The sequence below is a fragment of the Janthinobacterium sp. GW458P genome (assembly GCF_002127585.1).
GTDB lineage: Bacteria > Pseudomonadota > Gammaproteobacteria > Burkholderiales > Burkholderiaceae_D > Janthinobacterium.
The window spans coordinates 416,867-436,790 of record NZ_NEGZ01000001.1; the positions used below are offsets into that span (position 1 = coordinate 416,867).

Below are 19,924 nucleotides of genomic sequence, written 5' to 3' on the forward strand. Positions count from 1 at the left end.
GCCGTCTGGCTGCGCAGGGCGGTAATTTCTTGCCCGCAGCGTGAGCCGGCAACGCCGGTCCGGGGCCGCGACGCGGTAGAATAGACCCCATTGAATTTTGCACGAAACGGTACACAGGATGGAAATGGTAATGCAAGAGGCCGGCGCTCCGGCAGGTTCACAGCAAGCGGTGCCGCAGGGCCCCGCATTCGTCCACTTGCGCGTGCACTCGGAGTACTCGATCGTCGATGGCCTGGTGCGCATCGACGACGTGGTCAAGGCGGCGGCCAAGGACAAGCAGGTGGCGCTGGCCGTCACCGACTTGTCGAACCTGTTTGGCATGGTCAAGTTCTACAAGGAAGCGCGCGGCAAGGGTATCAAGCCCATCGTTGGCGTCGATGTGTGGATCACGAATGACGACAACCGCGAAAAACCGTCGCGCCTGCTGCTGCTGGCGAAGAACCGCATGGGCTATCTGCAGTTGTGCGAACTGCTGTCGACGGCCTGGCTAACGAACCAGTACAAGGGCCGCGCCGAGCTGCGCATCGAGTGGCTGCAGGCGCTGGCGACGAATACCTACGACCTGTACCCGGGCGAGAGCGCGGCCAATGGCTTGATCGCGCTGTCCGGCGCGCATTTTGGCGATGTCGGCATCGCCATCGAGAATGGCAACCTGGCCCTGGCCGAGCGCAATGCGCAGCGCTGGGCCGAGATTTTCCCCGGCCATTTCTATGTCGAGATCCAGCGCGGCGGCCAGGCCAACCAGGAAGCGCAGGTGCGCCACGCGGTGGCCCTAGCGGCCAAGCTGGGCTTGCCCGTGGTGGCCACGCATCCCGTGCAATTTATTTCCCCTGAAGAATTTATTGCCCACGAAGCCCGCACCTGTATCGCCGAAGGCGAAATGCTGGCCAACGCCAAGCGTGTCAAACGCTTCAACGACAGCCAGCGCTTCCTGTCGCAGGCCGACATGGCGGAATTGTTCGCCGACCTGCCGGCCGCGCTGGCCAATTCCGTGGAAATCGCCAAGCGCTGCAACCTGACTTTGACCCTGGGCAAGCCGCAACTGCCGAATTTCCCCACCCCGCCGGGCATGACGATCGACCAGTTCCTCGTCGCCGAATCGCAGGCGGGCCTGGAAAAGCGCCTGATCCAGCTGTATCCGGACCCGGAACGGCGCGAAAAGGAGCGCCCGCGCTATGAATCGCGTTTGAAATTCGAGACGGACACGATTTGCAACATGAAATTCCCCGGCTACTTCCTCATTGTGGCCGAATTCATCCAGTGGGCCAAGGAAAACGGCGTGCCTGTCGGTCCGGGCCGCGGTTCGGGCGCCGGTTCGCTGGTGGCGTATTCGCTGCTGATTACCGATCTTGATCCATTGCAATACAACCTGCTGTTCGAGCGCTTCCTGAATCCCGAACGCGTCTCGATGCCCGACTTCGATATTGACTTTTGTCAGGAAGGGCGCGACCGCGTCATCCAGCACGTCAAGGATCTGTACGGCAAGGAGGCCGTCTCGCAGATCGCCACCTTTGGTACCATGGCGGCCAAGGGCGCGATCCGCGACGTGGGGCGCGTGATGGATTTCGGCTATAACTTCTGCGACGGCATCTCCAAGCTGATCCCGTTCAAGCCCGGCAAGCCCGTGTCGATCGCCGACGCCATCGAAGAGGAGCCGCTGCTCAAGGAGCGCCTGGAAAACGAGGAAGAGGTCAAGCAATTGCTGGATCTGGCGCAGCAAGTCGAAGGCATCACGCGCAATATCGGCATGCACGCGGGGGGCGTGCTGATCGCCCCGGGCAAGCTGACGGATTTCTGCCCGCTGTACACGCAGGGCGGCGACTCCGGCGTCGTGTCGCAGTACGACAAGGATGACGTGGAAGCCGTCGGCCTCGTAAAGTTCGACTTTTTGGGTTTGACGACGCTGACGATTCTCGACCGCGCCGTGCGCTACATCAAGCAGCTTGATCCTGCGCAAGCTAATTTCGATCTGGCAACATTGCCGCTGAACGACAAGCCGTCGTACGACCTGCTGACCAAGGCCAAGACGGTGGCCGTGTTCCAGCTGGAGTCGCGCGGCATGCAGGGCATGCTGAAAGACGCGCGTCCCGACCGCTTCGAAGACATTATCGCGCTCGTGGCGCTGTACCGTCCGGGGCCGATGGACCTGATTCCCGATTTTTGCAAGCGCAAGCACGGCGAACGCTTCGATTATCCCGATCCGCGCACGGAATCGATTCTGTCCGAAACCTACGGCATCATGGTGTATCAGGAGCAGGTGATGCAGATGGCGCAGATCGTCGGCGGCTACTCGCTGGGCGGCGCCGACATGCTGCGCCGCGCCATGGGCAAGAAGAAGGCCGAAGAGATGGCCGAGCACCGCGAGATCTTCCGCGCCGGTGCGGCGAAGGACGGCTTGACGGCGGAAAAGGCCGACGAGATCTTCGACTTGATGGAAAAGTTCGCCGGCTACGGTTTTAACAAATCGCACGCTGCCGCCTACGCCCTGCTGTCGTACCACACGGCCTATTTAAAAGCGCACCACACGGCCGCCTTCATGGCCGCCAACTTGTCGCTGGCCATGGACGACACGGACAAGATCAAGATTCTGGTGGAAGATTCGCTGGAAATCTGCAAGCTGACCTTGTTGCCGCCAGACATCAATGAGTCCGATTACCGCTTCACGCCGAGCGGCGCGCCGCCATCCGTGAGCGGCAAGAAAGTCACGCAGATCCGCTATGGCCTGGGCGCCGTGAAGGGTTCCGGCCAGAACGCCATCGAAGCCATCATCGCCGCGCGCGAGGCAGGCGGTCCATTCACGAGCCTGTTCGATTTCTGCAAGCGTGTTGATAAAAAGCAAATCAACCGCCGCACCATCGAGTCCCTGATCCGCAGCGGCGCCTTCGACTGCCTGAAGGTCGACCGCGCCATCCTGCTCGCATCCGTGGCGTTCGCCATGGAATGCGCCGACCAGGCGGCCAAGGCGGCGAATCAGGTGAGCCTGTTCGGCGGCGATGACAGCGACATGGTGGCGCCGCCCGAGTACGTGAAGGTTCCCGTGTGGACGGATAAACAGCGCCTGACGGAAGAAAAGATTGCGCTGGGCTTCTATTTGTCCGGCCACCTGTTCGATTCGTATGCACCCGAGGCGCGCCGTTTTGCGCGCACGAAATTGTCGGAACTGTCGCCATCGCGCGAACCGCGCATGATGGCGGGCGTCATCACGGGCTTGCGCACGCAGATGACGCAGCGCGGCAAGATCCTCATCGTCACGCTCGACGACAAGAGCGGCACGGTGGAAGTGACGGTATATGGCGAATTGTTCGAAGCCAACAAGAAAATCTTCAAGGAAGATGAATTCCTCGCCGTCGTGGGCAAGGTGTCGGAAGACCGTTTCTCGGGTGGCTTGCGCATCACGGCCGAGAGCGCCTTCGACATCATCGCCGCGCGCGTGCAGTATGGCCGCCAGTTGGGCCTGACTCTGCCCACGACGCTGGACATGAAACGCATCAGCGACGTGATCATGCCGCACCGGGCTGAAGACGGATTGCCGATCGCCGCCAAGGTCAGCCCGCAAGGCGTCAGCTGCGTGCTGCAATTCGGCGATGCGTGGCGCGTGGCGCCGTCCGACGAGTTGCAGACGGCGCTCGAGCAGGTGCTGGGCGCGCAAGAGGTGGCGGTCGAGTACTGACCGGCAACGGTCCAGCTCGTAAAACAAAGCCAAACCGCAGATATTCAGGTTTGGCTTTTTTCGTTTACATGTCTTTCAGGCCCGTGATCGCATAGCCCTTGGCGGCGATCTGCTGGTGCGGCTGTTCGATATGGTAGTCGGGCAAGATTTCGGCATCGTCGGCCACTTCGCTGGCGCGTACTTCGAGTTGCCAGTCGGTGTTGGTCACCTCTTCAGGAATGATCTTTCCTTCCGGCACGGCGAGGTAGGAAAAAATGCCGTCGTGCTCGGCCCGGCGGTAGATGTCTACGCGCATGACTTGCCTCCTAGTAAGCGTTTGGGGAAACCGGCGCACCCGAAGTGCCTACCGATAGTGCTAGCGTAACAGGATTACGCCCCAGACGGATTGTGCAAGTGTGCTACAGGGAAGAACGGCGGATGGCAATGGCGGCGGGCCGGGACGCAGGGGCGGGGCGTCATGCACTGGCCATCCCGCGTCAGGCGATGGCGGAGGCGTAATCGTCGTCGTCGAGATCGGCAAACTGGCGTGTATCGTTGGTCGCTGCCGCGGCGCCGGCTGAGGCCAGCTGGATCTGGCAGCGATGGGAGTCGAGGCCGCTGCGCAGGCTGGCGATCATCGCCAGCGTCAGCTCATGGCGCTTGCGTGCTTCCGAGCGCTTTTTGGAAGGAATTTCTTCCAGTGCCGGCAAGGGCAGGTTTTCGCATGGCAACTCAAAATCACCGTCCTGGCGTACTTGTGCTCCCAGTTCTTGCCACAATGCATTGTAGTCGGCGAACAAACGTCCTTTCTTTGCGGAATGGTGCACGGCGCGGTTGATATTGCCGACAAGAAGCATCTTGCTGCAGCCATGTTCGTATCCCAGTTGGCGCACCAGGCGCACCATCAGGGTCTTGGGACGCATGCCATGCAGGTCGCGCGTGGCCTCGCGCACGCGGTGCACGCTTTCCTGCCCCTTCGGACCTTGCACGCAGCCGACGCTCACGCCCAGGGTGGCACGCAGCTGGCTACCGAAGAAGGAGAAGGCGATCGAATAGAGCACGTCGTCGTCATGCATCAGTTGCAGCACCATCTCGCCTTCGCGGTCCATCGGATGCAGCGAACACAGTTGCAGGTGGTAGGGAGCGCCCGATTTGCCGTGCACCGTGCCGAGGCGCACGGGGCCGCGGGCCGCTTGACTCATCAGCTTGCCCCAGCCTTGCTGCAGGATGAAGTGGTAGTGTTCGGCCAGCAACTCCACACGCTGGCGGCAATTCAGTGTAAGGCTCAGGTAGGGGCGGTAGACCTTGTGGATCATGTGCGGATACGCCTGTACCAGCTCATGAAAAACCGGATTCGAGTTCAGCAGTTGCAGCCAGAGGCGGGTTTGGCGCTGTTGCACGCGGGCGCGCAGATGCAGTTTGAGCATTTCACGCCAGCGGCGTAGGCCGCTCGGCATCGCCATCAAGCCGTCTGACAGGGTAATAGTTGGCATCATCGTGCGCATGTCCATGGTAAAGAGAGAACGTCGAAGCCGTTTCGGCTCAGACGGGTACCGGGCTGCTGACGCCCTCGTGGTTTGCCAGCAGGATGGTGGCGCAGCGGCTGGCACGCGCCAGCTTGCCGGCCAGCCCGCCCGAAAAATGACGCGGCCAGCCGCTATGCCTGTGCGTTGGCAAGATAACTTCGTGGCATCCCAGCAGTTCTGCCGTATCGAGTATCGTGAACAGCAGTTCGCCGGCGAAAATGTGGGTGCTGAAATCAATATACGAACGGCTCAGGTACAAGCCCGCCTCGTGCATCATCTGTTGGGTGGCAGCATCGAGCATGCTGCCCACGCCGTCGCCGGCGCTTTGCTGCGGCACTCCCTTCGCCTGCCGGGACGGCGCCGGCGTCACGTGCAGCAGGCTGACGCGGACCTTGATGCCCCATTCCTGCATCCGCCTGGCGTAGCGCGCGCCGTAGATGATGTCGCTGGTATGCTTGACGGGCAGGAGCAGCTGCAGCGTCGCCTGGCCCGGCTGGCCGCAAGTTCCCGCGGCGCTGTCGGGAGCGCGGGTACGTTGCGGGACAAGGCGCGATGCATGCATGGACGGGGGGCAGTGGAGGGAAAACCATGTCATCTTATCCATGCCCTCAAGCCGTGTAAATTGGCGAAACAGCGTACGGGTTTCCCTTATGCCGCGCCCGTTTTAATAGCGGTAAGTGACATACACGGCGCCGATCGGCGATGTCTTGCGCTGCACGATGGGGCTCTTGGCCGCGTCGCCCAGACGGCTCTCGACGCCGATCAGCGTATTGACGCCCCAGCGCGCATCGATGCGGTGCTCCCAGTTGACGGTGGCTTGCGCTTCATAAAAGCCGCCTTTGGGCGTGTATTGCTTGAACGAGGTATTTGCCGCCTGGGCCGCCGTCACGCCATACATGGTCTGCACGTACTTGCGCTCGCCCCAGCCCAGCTGCCCGCCGATGGTCACGCTGTCCTGCTGTACGCCCTTGGCGTCAGCCCTGCCGTAGACCTGGCCGCTGGCGCCGAAATGCACGTTCGCGCCATTTTCGCGATTCGACAGGGGGATGTCGCTCGAGACGCTCAGCGACACGCCCGGCATGGGGGAGTAGGCGGCGCTCAGCAGGGCGCTGGCGTTGCCCTTGACTTCGCCCATGCCCTTCAGGTAGTCGCTGCCGCCCCAGCCGTTGACGCCCTTGCGCTTGTGGTCTTCGCGGTTGCCGCGGTAGCCCAGCGCGGCGCTGTAGCTGAAGGGGCCGGCCTGGCCGCCGTAGCCGATGCCGCGCGAAGTGCTGAAGAACAGGCCGTTGGCCATGGCGTAGTCGAGAATGACCAGCGGCGAGGCGGACAGCTTGTCGGAGCCGGAATAGCTGGACACGGCGGCAACGCCGCCGCCGATGGTGAAGACATTTTCCGGGGCGGGTTCGGCGGCGGCTGCGGCCAACGGGTTCAGGGTCAGGCCGCAGGCCAGTGCCAGCGAGGTCAACAGGGTAGTAGGTGCGTGCATGGAGGTTTCCGTCAGGTGGAGAACCGAGGCCGGAGTGGCTCGATTGACTGCGGCTAGTATCGGCCTGTGTCATGAAGGAAAAATGAGCCCTTTATGAAGATTGCATGAAGGCTGCTTCTTTACCTATTCTTCAGCTAGCGGTGGTTTAATACGATGCATGAAGATACTGCTGATTGAAGATGATATGGACCTGGGCAATGGCGTGCGCATCGCCCTGCGTGACCAGGGCATGCAAGTAGTCTGGGTGCGCAGCCTGGACGATGCGGTGCGCAGCCTGGAGCACGACAGCTGCGAGCTGGTACTGCTGGACCTGGGCTTGCCCGACGGCGATGGCCTCGACCTGCTGGCCAGATTGCGCACGGCCCGCCTGCCGGTGCTGATTCTCAGCGCCCGCGACACGCTGGAGCAGCGCTTGCGCGGGCTGGACGCCGGCGCCGATGATTACCTGGTGAAACCGTTCGTGCTGGCCGAGCTGCTCTCGCGCGTGCGCGCGCTGGCGCGCCGCAGCTACGGCTTCGACGGCGATACCATCGAGCTGCGCGGCCTGCTGCTGCAAGTGCCCACGCGCCGCGTCAGTGTCCACGGCCGTCCCGTGGAGCTGACGGCCAGCGAATATGCGCTGCTGAAAACCTTGCTGATGCGCGCCAACCGCGTCATCACGCGCCGCGTGCTGGAGGAACACATCCTGCCGGGCGGCCTGGCCAATGCCAGCAATACCCTGGATGTACATATGGGTAACCTGCGCCGCAAGATAGGCGAAGGCTATATCCGTACCGTGCGCGGCGTCGGTTATGTGATCGACCAGCAGGGCGATACGCCCGCTCAGCCTGGCGCCGGCACATGATGGGGCGTTTCTGGCGCATGTTGTGGCGCCCCACGCTGGTGCGCCGCCTGATGATGGCGCAAATGCTGATGCTGACAGTGTTGTGGAGCCTGGCGGTCGCGTATGTGCTGATCGAGGGCACCGGCGAAGCGAGCAATGTGAGCCGCGGCGTGCTGCGCGCCATCATCAGCGTGGCCGACAATCTGGCCGACCAGCCGCAGCGACAGCAGCACAGCCTGCGTGCGATCGATGAAGCCTTGCGCGAGGAGTTTGAAATGGGGCAGTTGCCGGAGCTGGCGCCGCGCATTCTGGTCTGGCGTGACGGCAAGCTGGTCTACAAGTCGCCCGACGCGCCCAGCGGTATCCGCAGCGCCGGCCCGGAGCAGATGGAAGTGGTGTATATCAAGGGCCAGGCCTGGCGCAGCCGCAGCCTGGTCGAGGGCGTCACGCGCGTGACCGTGCTGGAGGCGGGCGGCGCCTGGCAATTCTTCGTCACCATCAATTCACATGGTTATTACTTGCTGCCGTTACTGATCAGCTTGCCTTTTCTGCTGTTGCCGGCCTGGCTGTCGATCCGTCTGGCCATGCGCCCGTGGCGCAAGGTGGCGCAGGAGGTGGCGGCGCGCGGCCCGCAGGATTTGCGTCCGCTGACGTTCAAGCCGCCGCACGGCGAACTGGCGGCGCTGGTCGACAATATCAATGCGCTGTTGCAGCGCGTCGACACGAGCGCCGCGCGCGAGCGCAGCTTCATCGCCGACGCCACGCATGAACTGCGCACGCCGCTGGCGGCCATGCGCGTCAATGTCGAGGCCCTGCAGGGCCAGACGCATGACCCACGCCAGCAGGAGTTGCTGGACGGCATCCTGAACAGCGGCAACCGCGCGGCGCGCCTGGTGGGCCAGTTGCTGCAACTGACGCGCAGCGAGGTGCAGGCGGAGGCGGGTGAGCAACTCCGGCTGCAGGCGCTCGATACCTTGCTGCAAGACCGTCTGGCTGCCCTGTCCGGCCTGGCACAAGCGGGCGGCATCGAACTCGAGCTGCAGGCCAGCGTGTCGCTGCGCGTGCCAGGCCAGCGTGAAAGCCTGGTATCGCTGATCGACAACCTGGTGGAAAACGCCATCAAGTACAGTCCGCGTGGCAGCAGCGTGACGGTGTCGCTGCACGCGGAACGGGGCCACGCCGTCGTGCATGTGGCCGATCAGGGGCCAGGCATCGCGCCGGCCCTGTATGAGCGCGTGTTCGACCGTTTCTTCCGCGCGCCGCAGCAGCCGCAGCCGGGCAGCGGCCTGGGCTTGTCCATCGTTGCCTCGGTAGTACGCCAGCATGGCGGCACGATTCAGTTGCACCGTGGCAATGGTGGCCTGGGCTTGCTGGTGGAGGTACGGTTGCCGCTGGCCGATGCCTGACTGCGCGTCTTGTGGTATTGCATGAAGATTATTTTATGTGTATATAACGCAAGATGGCATGGCGTGGCGCACGCCTGCGATGCATAATGCGGGACAGTCAGAAAACACCGTTATGCGCCCATTCCTGTCCCGCTACCTGCCGTATCCCGCCTTTGTCGGCCTGTACCTGCTGTTCGACTGGGCCACATATATCGACCCGATGTATGGACTGAACATCACGCCCTGGAATCCGGATCCCGCGCTGGGCCTGGTTTTTTGGCTGATCCATGGCCGCAAGGCGGCGCTGCCCTGGTTTATTGCGCTGCTGGCCGGCGAGGTGCTGGTGCGCGGCATGCCCGCCGGCCTGCCATTGACCGTGCTGTGTTCGGCGTGGCTGGTGCTCGGATATGGCGGAATCGGTACTGCCCTGCGCCGCAGTTTCAGCAGCAGCGATATCTTCGATAACCGGCGCCGGCTGGTCACCTGGGTCGCCATCGTCTTGCTTGGCACCATGTTCAACGCCTTCGGCTATATTTCGCTGCTGTCGCTGACAGGGCGTATCCCGGCCGGCGAGTGGGGGACGGCGGTGTGGCGTTTCGGCATCGGTGACACGGTAGGCATGGTCGTGTCGATGCCGCTGATATGGGTACTGTTCAGCGAGCGGGGACGCGAGCGCCTGAGGGCCGCCGTCTGGCGCTGGGAAACCCTGGCTTATCTGGCCCTGGCCAGCTTCGTGCTGTGGAGCGTCTTCGGCTCCATCGTGCGTTCGGAATACAAGCATTTCTATTTCCTGTTTCTTCCCGTGATCTGGGCCGCCTCGCGCCAGGGTTTGCATGGCGCCGTACTGGCCGTGTTTGTGCTGCAACTGTGCATCATCACCCTGGTGAAATGGTCGCATGCGGTCGATATCCAGTTTTATGAATTGCAGATGCTCGATGCCGTGCTGGCGCTGGTGGGGTTTTTTATCGGCATCGTCGTCGATGAAATGCGCCAGGTGGCCGATGAACTCAAGCACACGATGCGCCTGGCGGCCGCCGGCGAGATGGCCGCTGCCCTGGCGCATGAGCTGAACCAGCCGCTGACGGCCTTGTCGACCTATGGCAAGGCGTGCGAATACCTGCTGGAGCGTGGCGAGAACGGCGCCTTGCTGCAAAGCGCGGTCGGCCATATGATCGTCGAATCGGGACGCGCCGCGGAGGTGGTGCGCCGCCTGCGCGACTTCTTCCGCACGGGCGCGATGCAGCTCGAAGCGGTGGAGGCGAGCGCCCTGATCGATGGCATGGCGCGCCAGTTTACGCCGCTATTCCATGAACACGGCATCGAACTGGTGCTGGCGCCGCCGTCGCCGCTGGCTGTGAACGCCGACCGCCTGCAGATCGAACTGGTGTTGCGTAACCTGCTGGCCAATGCGCAGGATGCGGTGCTGGGCCAGCCGCGCGGCCAGCGTCGCATCACGGTGTCGGCCGAGCGGCTTGAAGGCGGGCGGCTGCGCTTGTCCGTGGAGGATAGCGGGCCCGGCATTTCCAACAGCCTGGCGGCGCGTCTGTTCGAGCCCTTTGTGTCTTCCAAGGCCAGTGGCCTGGGGTTGGGCCTGGTGCTCAGCCGCGCCATTGTTGAAGCGCATGGCGGCCAGCTATGGGCCGAAGTGGGCAAGCATGGTATTTTTCGTTTTGTTCTGCCCCTGGCGCGCGCCAGCACGGCCGTTACTGGAGAGTATGGTGACAAGTAATTTGACGGTGTTTATCGTAGATGATGACCCCGCTGTGCGCGATGCGCTGGGTTTGCTGCTGGGTGTCCGTGGCTACCGCACGGCCCTGTTTTCCTGCGGCGAGGATTTCCTGCACAGCTGGCGGCGCGAGTGGGCCGGTTGTTTGCTGATCGATATCCGCATGTCGGGCATGGATGGCTTGAGCCTGCAGCGTCGTTTGCTGGAGCTGAAGTGCATGTTGCCCATCATCATCATCACGGGACATGGCGACGTGGCCCTGGCGCGCCAGGCGTTCAAGGCGCAGGCCAGCGATTTCCTGGAAAAGCCATTCGACCACGACAAGCTGCTGGCCGCTATTGAGGAAGCGTTTTCGCGCGAGGCGCACGCACGCGGCCAGCTGCTGCGCCAAGTCGAGGGACAGGCCTTGCTGCGCGCCCTGACGCCGCGCGAGCGGGAAGTGATGCAATTGGTGGTGACGGGGCAGCATAACCGGGACATTGCCCCGGCGCTCGGTATTTCCGTGCGTACCGTGGAAGTGCACAAGGCCAGGTTGATGGACAAGCTGGGCGTCGATAACGTGGCCGACCTGGTGCGCATCAGCATGCTGGGCCCAGGCTAGCCGCGGCTGAGGGCTCTAAGCGATGGCCTTCAATACCTGATCGCTTGAAATCGCCTTGACCCAGTCGCTGCGCCGCGCCACCGTGATGACGGTGCTGTTGGCGCTGTCGAAGGGCGCCCATTCGGGATTTTTCTTGCGCATCAATGCCACCACGGGCACATGCACGGCGTTCGCCAGATGCATGATCGATGTTTCCACCGAAATAATCAGGTCGCATTGGGCCAGCATGGCCGGCAGCTGGAAAAAGTTGTCGACGGCGCTGAAGGCCTGCGTGCGGGGCAAGTTGCGCGCCTGCACGACGGCATCCACCTTGGCCAGTTCCTGCGGCATGGCATTGATCAGGAAGCAGGCATGCTGCCATTTCGGCATCGCCTGCATGCGCGCGATCAGCTCGGCAATGCGTTCCAGCGGCCAGCCGCGCTTGTGCGACTTGGCGAATGGATTCAACAGGACGAGCGGCCCCTGGCGCGGTGCAAAGCCCCAGGCGGTCAACTGCTCCTGCGCCTGCTGCAGCGCATGTTCGGGAATGTGCACGAAGGGATAGCGTTCGGCCACGGGAATCTCGAGTCCCGTCAATTGATGGAACCAGTCTGCATACACGCTGCTGATATGGTGCTCGCCCGCATCCTGTCCCGCATACGACGCCAGCACGGCGTCGATCTTGCGGTAGGCCAGATAATGCCAGGGACGTAGCGGGCTGAACGGCTTGCGCGTGCCGATCACCAGCCCGTGCGGACTGATTTCGCGGGCAAGATCCGCATACTGCTGTGGCCGCACGTGGGCCAGCGAGACGACGACCGGATACTGTTCTGCCCGGGCCTCTTGCAGAGACTCCTCGTACAGGGCCGGGCTGTAGGTCTTGCGGTAGACCTTGGCGAACAGACCCGACTGTTCGACCCAATCGTACAGCGAATAGGTGCGCAAGCCTTCCCATTGCCTGGCGTCCGACGTGCGCCGGACCTCATCGACCCACAGGTGGATTTTAATATGCGGGTAGGCCGCGGCAAAGGCGCGGAAGCCATTTTGCAGATAGGTGAAGTCTCCCAGCGCCAGATGGGCGATGAAAAGAATTTTGTCCGACTTTTGTAGAAGTTCGGCGGGAATCAAAGGCGTCATGTATCAATACGATTTCAGGGTATTCATTCGATGGTGTCAAATTACTTGCTGGGAAAATTGCAGGCGATGCAGATTGGCATACGCGCCGTTGGCATCCAATAATTGTAGGTGACTGCCCGTTTCCATTATTTTCCCGTGTGACAATACCACGATACAGTCCGCACGTTCAATTGTTGATAGTCGATGAGCAATAACTAAGGTGGTTTTACCCTGCATCAGGTGCTCCAGCGCCGCCTGCACGGCCCGTTCCGCCTCCGTGTCCAGTGCCGAGGTGGCTTCATCGAGGATCAGGATGGGCGCATCCTTGTAAATGGCGCGGGCGATGGCCACGCGCTGGCGTTGGCCGCCGGACAGGCGCGAGCCGTTGTCGCCGAGGCGCGTTTCGAGTCCGTCGGGCAAGCCATCGATCACGTCGGACAGGAAGGCGGCTGCCGCTGCCGCTTCGATGCGCTGCCGGTCCGGCGCCGCGTCGCCATATGCGATGTTGGCGGCCAGGGTATCGTCGAACAGCACCACTTGCTGGCTGACCATGGCGATCTGCTTGCGCAGGCTCGTCAGGGCGATATCATCGATATTCTGTCCGTCGAGCAAAATCTGGCCGCCGGTAGCCGAGTAAAAGCCCGGCAGCAGGCTGACCAGGGTCGATTTGCCCCCGCCGGACATGCCGACAAAAGCCACCGTCTGTCCAGGCGCGATGCTCAGATTTATGTGTTGCAAGGCCGGTTCCGGATGGCCAGGGTAGGTAAAGCTCACGTCCTTGAATTCGATGTGCCCGCTGCAGCGGCCAGCCAGGGGCTTGCCGCCCGTGCGTTCCGGCGTCTTGTCTATCAGCAGAAAGACTTCCTCGGCGGCGGCCATGCCGCGCTGCAGCGGGCCATTGACTTCGGCCAGCTGTTTCAGCGGCGTCAGCAGCATCAGCATGGCCGTGATGAAGGAAACAAAGCCACCTACGGTGATTTGTCCGTGCTCCGACTGGAACAGGGCCATCACGATGACCAGGGCCACGGCGGCGGCCGTGATCACCTGGGTAATGGGCACGGTGGCGGAAAAGGTGGTGGTCATGCGCATGCTGTAGCGGCGCAATTGTTCGGCGCGCTCTTCGAAGCGCGACTTTTCGTAGTCCTGGCCGCCGAAGATCTTGATCACTTGCTGCGCGCGCGTGGTTTCCTCGATGACCTGGGTCAGCTCGGCATTGACGGCCAGCGAGTCGCGGTTGAGTTTTTTCAGGCGCTTGCCCGTGGTGCGCACCACGATGGTCAGCACGGGAAGCAGCACCAGGGTCACCAGGGTCAGGGCCCAGTTCAGGTACAGCAGCCAGGCCAGCAGGCCCAGCACAGTCAGCGAGGAGCGCACGATCGAGGTAAACACCTTGGTCACCATCTCGATGATCTGCTGTACCTCGAACATGATGGAATTGATGACCTTGCCGACCGTATGCGTGTTGTAAAAGTCGATGGGCAGGTTGAGCATGCTGGCAAACATCCGCCGCCGCAGTTCGTTGAGGATGCGTGTGGAGACATAGCTCATCAGGTAACTGCTGGCAAACGTCGAGGCGCCGCGCATGGCAAAGATGCCGACGACGATCAGCGGCACCAGCCAGAACGAGAAATTGACCTTGCCGCCGAAGCCATTGTCGAGCAGCAACTTGAGTGCATAGGGCAACAATGGTTCTGTCGCCGCCGTGACGACCATCGCCAGCAGGGCCAGGGCCAGATGTTTTTTATACGGCGCGTGCAGCGCGGTGAGGCGCTTCAGGTCGGGCGTGAGCATCAATACGGTTCCTTGCAGGGGACAGCAAAAACGGTTGGGCGGAAAACGAACTCAGGTAGTACGTTCTTGATGGCGCAGCATGGACCACAGTATCACCATCGGGAAGACCAGCATGATGATGCCAATGTTCAAAGTTAGCGAGCTCGTCGTCAGGCCAAAAATCATGTAGCAGGTGCACAGTACCACGCCGGCCAGCGCATACGGCTGGGCTGGGCTGGCGCTGTGGCGCAAGGCGCGGGCAAACAGGGCCAGCGGCGCAAGGAAGAGCAGCAACAGGGCCAGCAGGCCAGTGATGCCGCGTTTGACCAATGTGTCGAGATAGTCATTGTGGGCATTGGTATAGTTACTGATGACGTCGCTCATTTTTCCTTCTGCCACCATGATGCGTTTTTCCTCCAGATAACCAGTACGGCCGATGCCCATCCACACGTGCTCGCTTGACATCAGCAGGGCCGTGCGCCACATCTCAAGACGTTGGCCGACGGACGACCACTTGAGGTCAGCGCCGTATTCAAAATCTTGCATCTCATTGACAGCGATATCCATCCGTTTGCGTATCTGGGAGTTGGGCAATGCGTAGGTAAGCGAGCCCAGTGTGATGATGATGACAATGACCGCTCCTATGATATAGCGTTTGTCATGTGTTTTTGCATGGTGCAGTGCAATGATCCCCGTACAGACAGGCAAAACCAGCCAACCGCCGCGACTGCCACTGACGATGGAACCGAGGACGCCAGCCAAGGTGCCTGCGAGGATTAATAATGTCCATGTCGTACGATTGCGTTGTTCACGAGCCCAGCCCAAGCCGCAAAGGAGTAGCATGCCTAGCAACATGCTGGCATTGCCGTAGTGAATAGCATTGCTGGTTGCCGCTTGTGGACGCTCCAAATGCAGGACGATCAATTGCCAAAACGCCAGTGCAGCGCTTGCGATTGCCCCGATGGCAACTCCACTCCACCACGCTGCGGGGCGAGGCGGATAGGCGAGCAGTAACAGCAGTACCGGTGCTGCCAGTAGCGCGCGCAGAGGGATGTCGAGTTCGCGCGTCGGATCGGCGTGGTACAGCATGTTTGCCGTGAAAACGAAGAAATACAATAGTAGCGTGCCCAGCAGCAGATAATCCTGGCGCTGCAGATTCAGGCGGGGCCGTTTCCATAGCAGACAGGTGCTGGCAAGCAGAAGGGGTAAAGCCCCGAATGAGTATCCGCTGGTAACTGCCAACGACAATGCAGAAAAAAGAAATATACAAATAGAAGTCAGACCGAGCATGAATATCCTTGGTAACGCATATCGTCGCCAATCTGGCAACTGTAGCAACATAAAGTAGCCGTCATTGTAATCGAAGGTTTATGCAAAAATACCTTCAGATAATTTCATTGTTGGCAACTATCCAGGATAGACCAAGGGGAAGCGAGAAAAACCATGGTTTTTGGCCATGGTTTTTTTGTAAGCAATGGTAACTTGCTATGGTTTTGCTAAGGGCAGAGCGTCTTTCTCATGCGCTTCAGGCAGTCGCCGGCACGCGCGTGGCCACGCCGGTGGCGATTGCCGCTTGCGAGACGGCCGGGGCGACCCAGCTGCGCAGGCGCTCGTCGAACGGCGATGGTATCAGTTGCAGCGGCGTCAGCGCGCTGGTTTCGTGGCCTGGCAATGGTTCCTTGGCCAGTGCGGCGATGGCGCGCACGCAGGCCAGCTTCATTTCTTCATTGATGGTGGTGGCGCCCACGTCGAGCGCGCCGCGGAAGATGTAGGGGAAGCACAGCACGTTGTTGATCTGGTTCGGGTAGTCCGAGCGGCCCGTGGCGACGATGGCGTCGTCGCGCACGGCGTGCACTTTTTCCGGGGCGATTTCTGGATGCGGATTGGCCAGGGCGAAGATCAGCGGCTTGGCGGCCATCGATTCGACCATCTGCGCGCTCACCACGCCGCCCTTCGAGACGCCGATGAAGATGTCGGCGCCGACCATGGCGTCAGCCAGGTCGCGGTCGCTCGTGTCATTCGCGTAGCGTGCCTTGTTCTCTTCCATGTTGGCGTCGCGGCCCGGATAGATCACGCCCTGGCTGTCGCAGACCTTCAGCAGCGACTTGTTCAGGCCGAGCGAGACGAGCAGGTCCAGGCAGGCGATCGAGGCGGCGCCGGCGCCCGAGACGGCCACCTTGACGTTGCCGATATCCTTGCCCACCAGTTCCAGGCCGTTCAGGATGCCGGCCGCGACGATGATGGCCGTGCCATGCTGATCGTCATGGAAGACGGGAATGTTCATGCGCTTGCGCAATTGTTGCTCGATATAGAAGCAGTCGGGCGCCTTGATGTCTTCCAGGTTGATGCCGCCGAAGGTCGGCTCCATGCGCACCACGGTGTCGATGAACAGGTCGGGATCGTTTTCCGCCAGTTCGATGTCGAACACGTCGACGTCGGCAAACTGCTTGAACAGGCAAGCCTTGCCTTCCATCACGGGTTTGCTGGCCAGCGGGCCGATATCGCCCAGGCCCAGTACGGCCGTGCCGTTGGTGATCACGGCCACCAGGTTGCTGCGCGAGGTGTAGGTGCCGGCCGTGCGCGGATCGTCCACGATGGCTTCGCAGGCGAACGCCACGCCCGGCGAGTACGCCAGGGTCAGGGCGCGGGCATCGCCCAGCGGTTTGGTTGGCGTGACGGAAATCTTGCCTGCGCGCGGTTCGGCGTGATAGGCGAGGGCGGCTTCTTTCAGGTTGAAAGTTTCGCCGTTCTGGTCGGCGTGCTTGCTGTGGGAAGTAGACATAGGAATTCTGGGAAGGGCATACAGGGCCCGAGTGGTCAATCTGAGCCATGTTATGCAAGCGTTTGCACGCTGTCAAGGCTCGTTTGAGGGGAAGTCGATCAAAACCGCTTTGGGCGAGGGCTTTATTTCAATGCAAGCGTTTGCTCGGTTTTTGACGGGATGGGGATTTTTTGCGATAAAATCGCGGTATTGCGATCCGGGAAGCCCATGACAAACAAGAACCCCACCTTAAGCGACGTAGCGCGGGCCAGCGGCGTGCATTTTTCCACCGTCTCGCGCGTGATGAATCCGGCAACGCGGCAAATGGTCAGCGCCGAAGTGGCGGCACGCGTGCTGGCCGAGGCGGGACGGCTGGGCTACCGGCCAAACCGCGCCGCTTCCACCTTGGTCACGCGCAAGTCGCGCATCATCGGCGTGGTCTTGCCGGATATCACGAATGCCGTGTTCCCCCCCATCCTGCTGGGCATCGAGGAAGGCTTGCGCAAGCATGGCTACCTGGCCATCGTCGCCAATGTGGGCGCCGACGAGGAAGAGCAGTTGTTTGTCATTAACCGCCTGCTGGGGCAGCAGGTCGATGGCCTGATCCTGGCCACGGCGCGTCGCGATGATCCCGTCATCAAGATGTGCATCGACCAGAACGTGCCCGTGGTCACCGTCAACCGCAGCGACGAGACGGGCGTCGCTTCCTGCGTCGTCAGCGATGACGTGGTCGGCATGCGCCTGGCCGTCGAGCACCTGCTGGCGCTGGGCCACCGCCATATCGCGCACATTGCGGGACCGGAAAACCTGTCCACGGGCCACGTGCGCCGCCTGGGCTTCCTGGCCGCCATCCAGGCCAGCGAACTCGATCCGTCGCAGGCGTTCGTCTTCGAGAGCAGCGGTTACTCGCGCGAATGCGGCAAGGCGGCCCTGCTGGAACTGCTGCGCCAGTCGCCGCAGACGACGGCCGTGGTGGCCGGCAGCGACCTGGTGGCCATCGGCTGCTATGACGCCATCCGCGAGCTGGGCTTGAGTTGCCCCGAAGATATTTCCGTGGTGGGCCACAACGATATGCCCTATATGGACATGATCCGTCCGCCGTTGAGCACCATCCGCATCCGCCATCATGGCATCGGCACGGAAGCGGCGCGCCTGATCCTGCAAACCATCGATACACCCGATGCCGCCGTGCTGGACGTGCGCCTGAAGCCGGAACTCGTGGTGCGCGAGTCGACGGCGCCGCCGCGCGCTTGCCGCTGATTGCGCTTGTTTTGCTTGAGTATGTTTAAATCTTGATATTGATAATGATCAAGACAAAACCATGCAGATGACAGGCAAGCAACAACAGCGGCGCTCGCCTCGGCGGGGCAGCTGATGCCGAAGAATTTCGGCATGCCCGGCAATGCCTGGCGCTATGCGCTGGGCAGCGACTATGGCTATTGCTCTCCCTTGCTCGAAGGCATAGAGTTTGAAAACGAGTGGGTGACGATACGCGAATCGGCGATCCGCATCCGCGCCGGCTATGCCTGGGATGGCTGTTCGCCCTGCATCAGCGTGCTCGGCCTGTTTTACGTGGGCACGCCCGATGGCGCGCAGCACCTGGGCCTGCCGGCGACCTATCATGCCAGCCTCGTGCATGACGTGCTGTGCCAGTGGCGCGCCGATATTCCCGTGACCCGCGCGCAGTCGATCGCCATTTTCCATCAATTGCTCAAGGAAGTACGTTTTCCCCTGGCGGGACTGTATGCGGGCGCTGTTTTCCTCTTCGGGCCGCGGCGCGCTTTCATGCCGCCCGCCGCGCGCGCCGCGGCCCTTGCACCATCGCGTTCCCACCCGACGTAGCAGGAAAGCGCCGGCAAGGCATGCCGGCGCTGTCGCAAGGTGTTAAACTGGCGCCCCTCATCGTTTCTCTTGCCCTCTATCGCCATGACCAAAACCAATACGCCATCCCCCAAACGCCGCGAAGAGGGCGTCGCCAAGCTGACCGTCAATCCCTTCCTGGACGCCGAGTTTTATGCGCGCATGCGCGATTACACGGAACGCGATGCGGCCATCATCAAGGAACTGAAAGCGATCGCCGAGATTCGCGCTGGCAACAAGCAGCCCGATCCGCGTCTGGCGCCGTCGCTGACCGCCCTGCGCAGCACCGTCAAAAAGGGCCTGACTTTCGGCGAGATGCTCGACCGCATGGCCGCCGGCAAGGAAAAAGGCCTGTGGGAACCGTGGATGACGACCTTCGGCATCGAGATCCGCGCCGTCAACTACGGCGCCGGTCCGCGCAACGCCTGCCTGGTGCTGGACCTGGCGGCCAACGCCCCTGCACACGCGATGTTCGCCAAGGCGGGCATCCAGAACTGGCGCAGCCTCGCCGCCGACGACTGCTCCGTCGTGCGTTCGGAAAAGGCCACGGAGACCACACCGTTGAAAGTGTATGCCGTGTTTTACCTGGACCCGCTGCCCGCCTGATCCGTCAGACACTGCTGCTGGCGACATTTACCAGCAGCAGCACCGCCAGCACGATCAGCATCACGCCCGATAGCCGCTCCAGGCTCGGCAGCGCGCGCGCGAAGCGCTGCCGCAGCGTGCCATTGCCGATGGCCAGCGCCACCGCCATGTCCCACGCCAGCACGGCACACACCATCCACACGCCATACAGCACGACCGAGCCGCTGTCCGTTTGCCGGCTGGCGACGACGGACGCCAGACTCACGTAGAACAGCGCATTCTTCGGATTCAGGATGGCAGACAGGAAACCCATGCCCAGGCCGTTGCGCCAGTGCGCCTTGCCGGGCGTGGCGGCCGGCGCTGCCGTCAGCGTCGTGGTGCCCGCATGGCGCAGGAATAGCCCGCCGAGGTACAGCAGATAAGCGCAGCCCGCCAATTGCACGGCGATAAACAGGGGACTGCCCGGATGCAGCACGGCGACGCCGCCAAACGCCGCCACGATGAACACGCCATTGGCCAGTGCGATGCCGATGCACGCTGGCATGGCGCCGCGCCAGCCGTGCGCCAGCGCGCTGCGGGCGACGAGGAAAAAATCGGGCCCCGGCGACAGCAGCGCGAGGAAGTGGGCGGCGGCGATAAGGAGAAAATCCTGCATGA

16 protein-coding genes and 1 pseudogene are annotated in these 19,924 nt (G+C 62.0%); 8 read left to right on the forward strand and 9 right to left on the reverse strand.

The genetic code is table 11. The features are described 5' to 3' along the window. Positions 1–130: 130 nt before the first annotated feature. Complete coding sequence (dnaE, locus tag CBW50_RS01880; RefSeq protein WP_086143914.1) at positions 131–3,670, forward strand: DNA polymerase III subunit alpha; 3,540 nt, start codon at positions 131–133, stop codon at positions 3,668–3,670. A gap of 64 nt (positions 3,671–3,734) precedes the next feature. On the opposite strand, the gene CBW50_RS01885 is transcribed toward dnaE, so the two are convergent. The 4 genes from CBW50_RS01885 to CBW50_RS01900 all read right to left on the reverse strand — a co-directional run bounded on the left by CBW50_RS01885 (position 3,735) and on the right by CBW50_RS01900 (position 6,661). Next, entirely contained in the window at positions 3,735–3,965 is a 231-nt protein-coding gene (locus tag CBW50_RS01885) for a DUF6139 family protein (RefSeq protein ID WP_071075660.1), read from the reverse strand. Positions 3,966–4,146: 181 nt separating this feature from the next. Further along, positions 4,147–5,160, reverse strand: a complete 1,014-nt coding sequence (locus CBW50_RS01890) for a VirK/YbjX family protein (protein WP_086143915.1) — start codon at positions 5,158–5,160, stop codon at positions 4,147–4,149. Positions 5,161–5,191: 31 nt separating this feature from the next. Next, positions 5,192–5,779, reverse strand: coding sequence for a universal stress protein (locus CBW50_RS01895; protein ID WP_139842376.1), 588 nt, complete (start codon positions 5,777–5,779; stop codon positions 5,192–5,194). A gap of 60 nt (positions 5,780–5,839) precedes the next feature. Then, positions 5,840–6,661: a MipA/OmpV family protein gene (locus tag CBW50_RS01900; protein ID WP_086143917.1), complete on the reverse strand. Its 822-nt coding sequence runs from the start codon at positions 6,659–6,661 to the stop codon at positions 5,840–5,842. A 157-nt stretch (positions 6,662–6,818) separates the two neighbouring features. Here CBW50_RS01900 and CBW50_RS01905 point away from each other — a divergent pair, with 157 nt between their 5' ends. From CBW50_RS01905 to CBW50_RS01920, 4 genes are all read left to right on the forward strand, one after another. Further along, positions 6,819–7,505, forward strand: coding sequence for a response regulator (locus CBW50_RS01905; protein ID WP_086143918.1), 687 nt, complete (start codon positions 6,819–6,821; stop codon positions 7,503–7,505). After that, positions 7,502–8,890, forward strand: a complete 1,389-nt coding sequence (locus tag CBW50_RS01910) for an ATP-binding protein (protein WP_086143919.1) — start codon at positions 7,502–7,504, stop codon at positions 8,888–8,890. The genes CBW50_RS01905 and CBW50_RS01910 overlap by 4 nt, the downstream gene beginning before the upstream one ends. Before the next feature lie 112 nt (positions 8,891–9,002). After that, on the forward strand, positions 9,003–10,598 hold the full coding sequence (locus CBW50_RS01915) for an ATP-binding protein (RefSeq protein WP_086143998.1): 1,596 nt from the start codon (positions 9,003–9,005) through the stop codon (positions 10,596–10,598). Positions 10,599–10,605: 7 nt separating this feature from the next. Beyond that, positions 10,606–11,196 carry a response regulator transcription factor gene (locus CBW50_RS01920; RefSeq protein WP_253251893.1) on the forward strand — a complete coding sequence of 197 codons (591 nt, stop codon included), beginning with the start codon at positions 10,606–10,608 and terminating at the stop codon, positions 11,194–11,196. A 15-nt stretch (positions 11,197–11,211) separates the two neighbouring features. Here the strand turns inward: CBW50_RS01920 and CBW50_RS01925 are convergent, their stop codons facing one another. The 4 genes and pseudogenes from CBW50_RS01925 to CBW50_RS01940 all read right to left on the reverse strand — a co-directional run. Beyond that, positions 11,212–12,312 carry a glycosyltransferase family 9 protein gene (locus tag CBW50_RS01925; RefSeq protein WP_086143920.1) on the reverse strand — a complete coding sequence of 367 codons (1,101 nt, stop codon included), beginning with the start codon at positions 12,310–12,312 and terminating at the stop codon, positions 11,212–11,214. A gap of 36 nt (positions 12,313–12,348) precedes the next feature. Next, a complete protein-coding gene (msbA, locus tag CBW50_RS01930) occupies positions 12,349–14,082 on the reverse strand; it encodes a lipid A export permease/ATP-binding protein MsbA (RefSeq protein WP_086143921.1) in 1,734 nt (577 codons plus the stop codon). 51 nt (positions 14,083–14,133) lie between these two features. Then, the gene (locus tag CBW50_RS01935; protein ID WP_086143922.1) at positions 14,134–15,351 is read right to left on the reverse strand and encodes an O-antigen ligase; all 1,218 of its coding nucleotides are present in this window, start codon (positions 15,349–15,351) and stop codon (positions 14,134–14,136) included. A gap of 253 nt (positions 15,352–15,604) precedes the next feature. Next, positions 15,605–16,843 (reverse strand): annotated as a pseudogene (locus tag CBW50_RS01940) (malic enzyme-like NAD(P)-binding protein); the annotation flags it as partial. A gap of 207 nt (positions 16,844–17,050) precedes the next feature. Here CBW50_RS01940 and CBW50_RS01945 point away from each other — a divergent pair. From CBW50_RS01945 to CBW50_RS01955, 3 genes are all read left to right on the forward strand, one after another. Then, complete coding sequence (locus CBW50_RS01945; RefSeq protein WP_086143924.1) at positions 17,051–18,082, forward strand: LacI family DNA-binding transcriptional regulator; 1,032 nt, start codon at positions 17,051–17,053, stop codon at positions 18,080–18,082. Positions 18,083–18,196: 114 nt separating this feature from the next. Then, the gene (locus CBW50_RS01950; RefSeq protein WP_193068826.1) at positions 18,197–18,664 is read left to right on the forward strand and encodes a hypothetical protein; all 468 of its coding nucleotides are present in this window, start codon (positions 18,197–18,199) and stop codon (positions 18,662–18,664) included. Between the two features lie 84 nt (positions 18,665–18,748). Further along, a complete protein-coding gene (locus CBW50_RS01955; protein WP_226935403.1) occupies positions 18,749–19,288 on the forward strand; it encodes a hypothetical protein in 540 nt (179 codons plus the stop codon). A 4-nt stretch (positions 19,289–19,292) separates the two neighbouring features. Here CBW50_RS01955 and CBW50_RS01960 read toward each other — a convergent pair whose 3' ends face one another. Continuing rightward, positions 19,293–19,922 (reverse strand): LysE family translocator, encoded by a 630-nt coding sequence (locus CBW50_RS01960; protein ID WP_086144000.1) that lies wholly within the window; start codon positions 19,920–19,922, stop codon positions 19,293–19,295. Positions 19,923–19,924: the final 2 nt, after the last annotated feature.

Excerpts from the sequence above, each read along its gene's own strand:
- CBW50_RS01895 (WP_139842376.1), bottom strand. The coding sequence starts at position 5,779 with ATGGATAAGATGACATGGTTTTCCCTCCACTGCCCCCCGTCCATGCAT.
- CBW50_RS01890 (WP_086143915.1), bottom strand. The coding sequence starts at position 5,160 with ATGGACATGCGCACGATGATGCCAACTATTACCCTGTCAGACGGCTTG.
- CBW50_RS01925 (WP_086143920.1), bottom strand. The coding sequence starts at position 12,312 with ATGACGCCTTTGATTCCCGCCGAACTTCTACAAAAGTCGGACAAAATT.
- msbA (WP_086143921.1), bottom strand. The coding sequence starts at position 14,082 with ATGCTCACGCCCGACCTGAAGCGCCTCACCGCGCTGCACGCGCCGTAT.
- CBW50_RS01905 (WP_086143918.1), top strand. The coding sequence starts at position 6,819 with ATGAAGATACTGCTGATTGAAGATGATATGGACCTGGGCAATGGCGTG.
- CBW50_RS01915 (WP_086143998.1), top strand. The coding sequence starts at position 9,003 with ATGCGCCCATTCCTGTCCCGCTACCTGCCGTATCCCGCCTTTGTCGGC.
- CBW50_RS01935 (WP_086143922.1), bottom strand. The coding sequence starts at position 15,351 with ATGCTCGGTCTGACTTCTATTTGTATATTTCTTTTTTCTGCATTGTCG.
- CBW50_RS01950 (WP_193068826.1), top strand. The coding sequence starts at position 18,197 with ATGCCGAAGAATTTCGGCATGCCCGGCAATGCCTGGCGCTATGCGCTG.
- dnaE (WP_086143914.1), top strand. The coding sequence starts at position 131 with ATGCAAGAGGCCGGCGCTCCGGCAGGTTCACAGCAAGCGGTGCCGCAG.
- CBW50_RS01910 (WP_086143919.1), top strand. The coding sequence starts at position 7,502 with ATGATGGGGCGTTTCTGGCGCATGTTGTGGCGCCCCACGCTGGTGCGC.
- CBW50_RS01900 (WP_086143917.1), bottom strand. The coding sequence starts at position 6,661 with ATGCACGCACCTACTACCCTGTTGACCTCGCTGGCACTGGCCTGCGGC.
- CBW50_RS01885 (WP_071075660.1), bottom strand. The coding sequence starts at position 3,965 with ATGCGCGTAGACATCTACCGCCGGGCCGAGCACGACGGCATTTTTTCC.
- CBW50_RS01960 (WP_086144000.1), bottom strand. The coding sequence starts at position 19,922 with ATGCAGGATTTTCTCCTTATCGCCGCCGCCCACTTCCTCGCGCTGCTG.
- CBW50_RS01955 (WP_226935403.1), top strand. The coding sequence starts at position 18,749 with ATGACCAAAACCAATACGCCATCCCCCAAACGCCGCGAAGAGGGCGTC.
- CBW50_RS01945 (WP_086143924.1), top strand. The coding sequence starts at position 17,051 with ATGACAAACAAGAACCCCACCTTAAGCGACGTAGCGCGGGCCAGCGGC.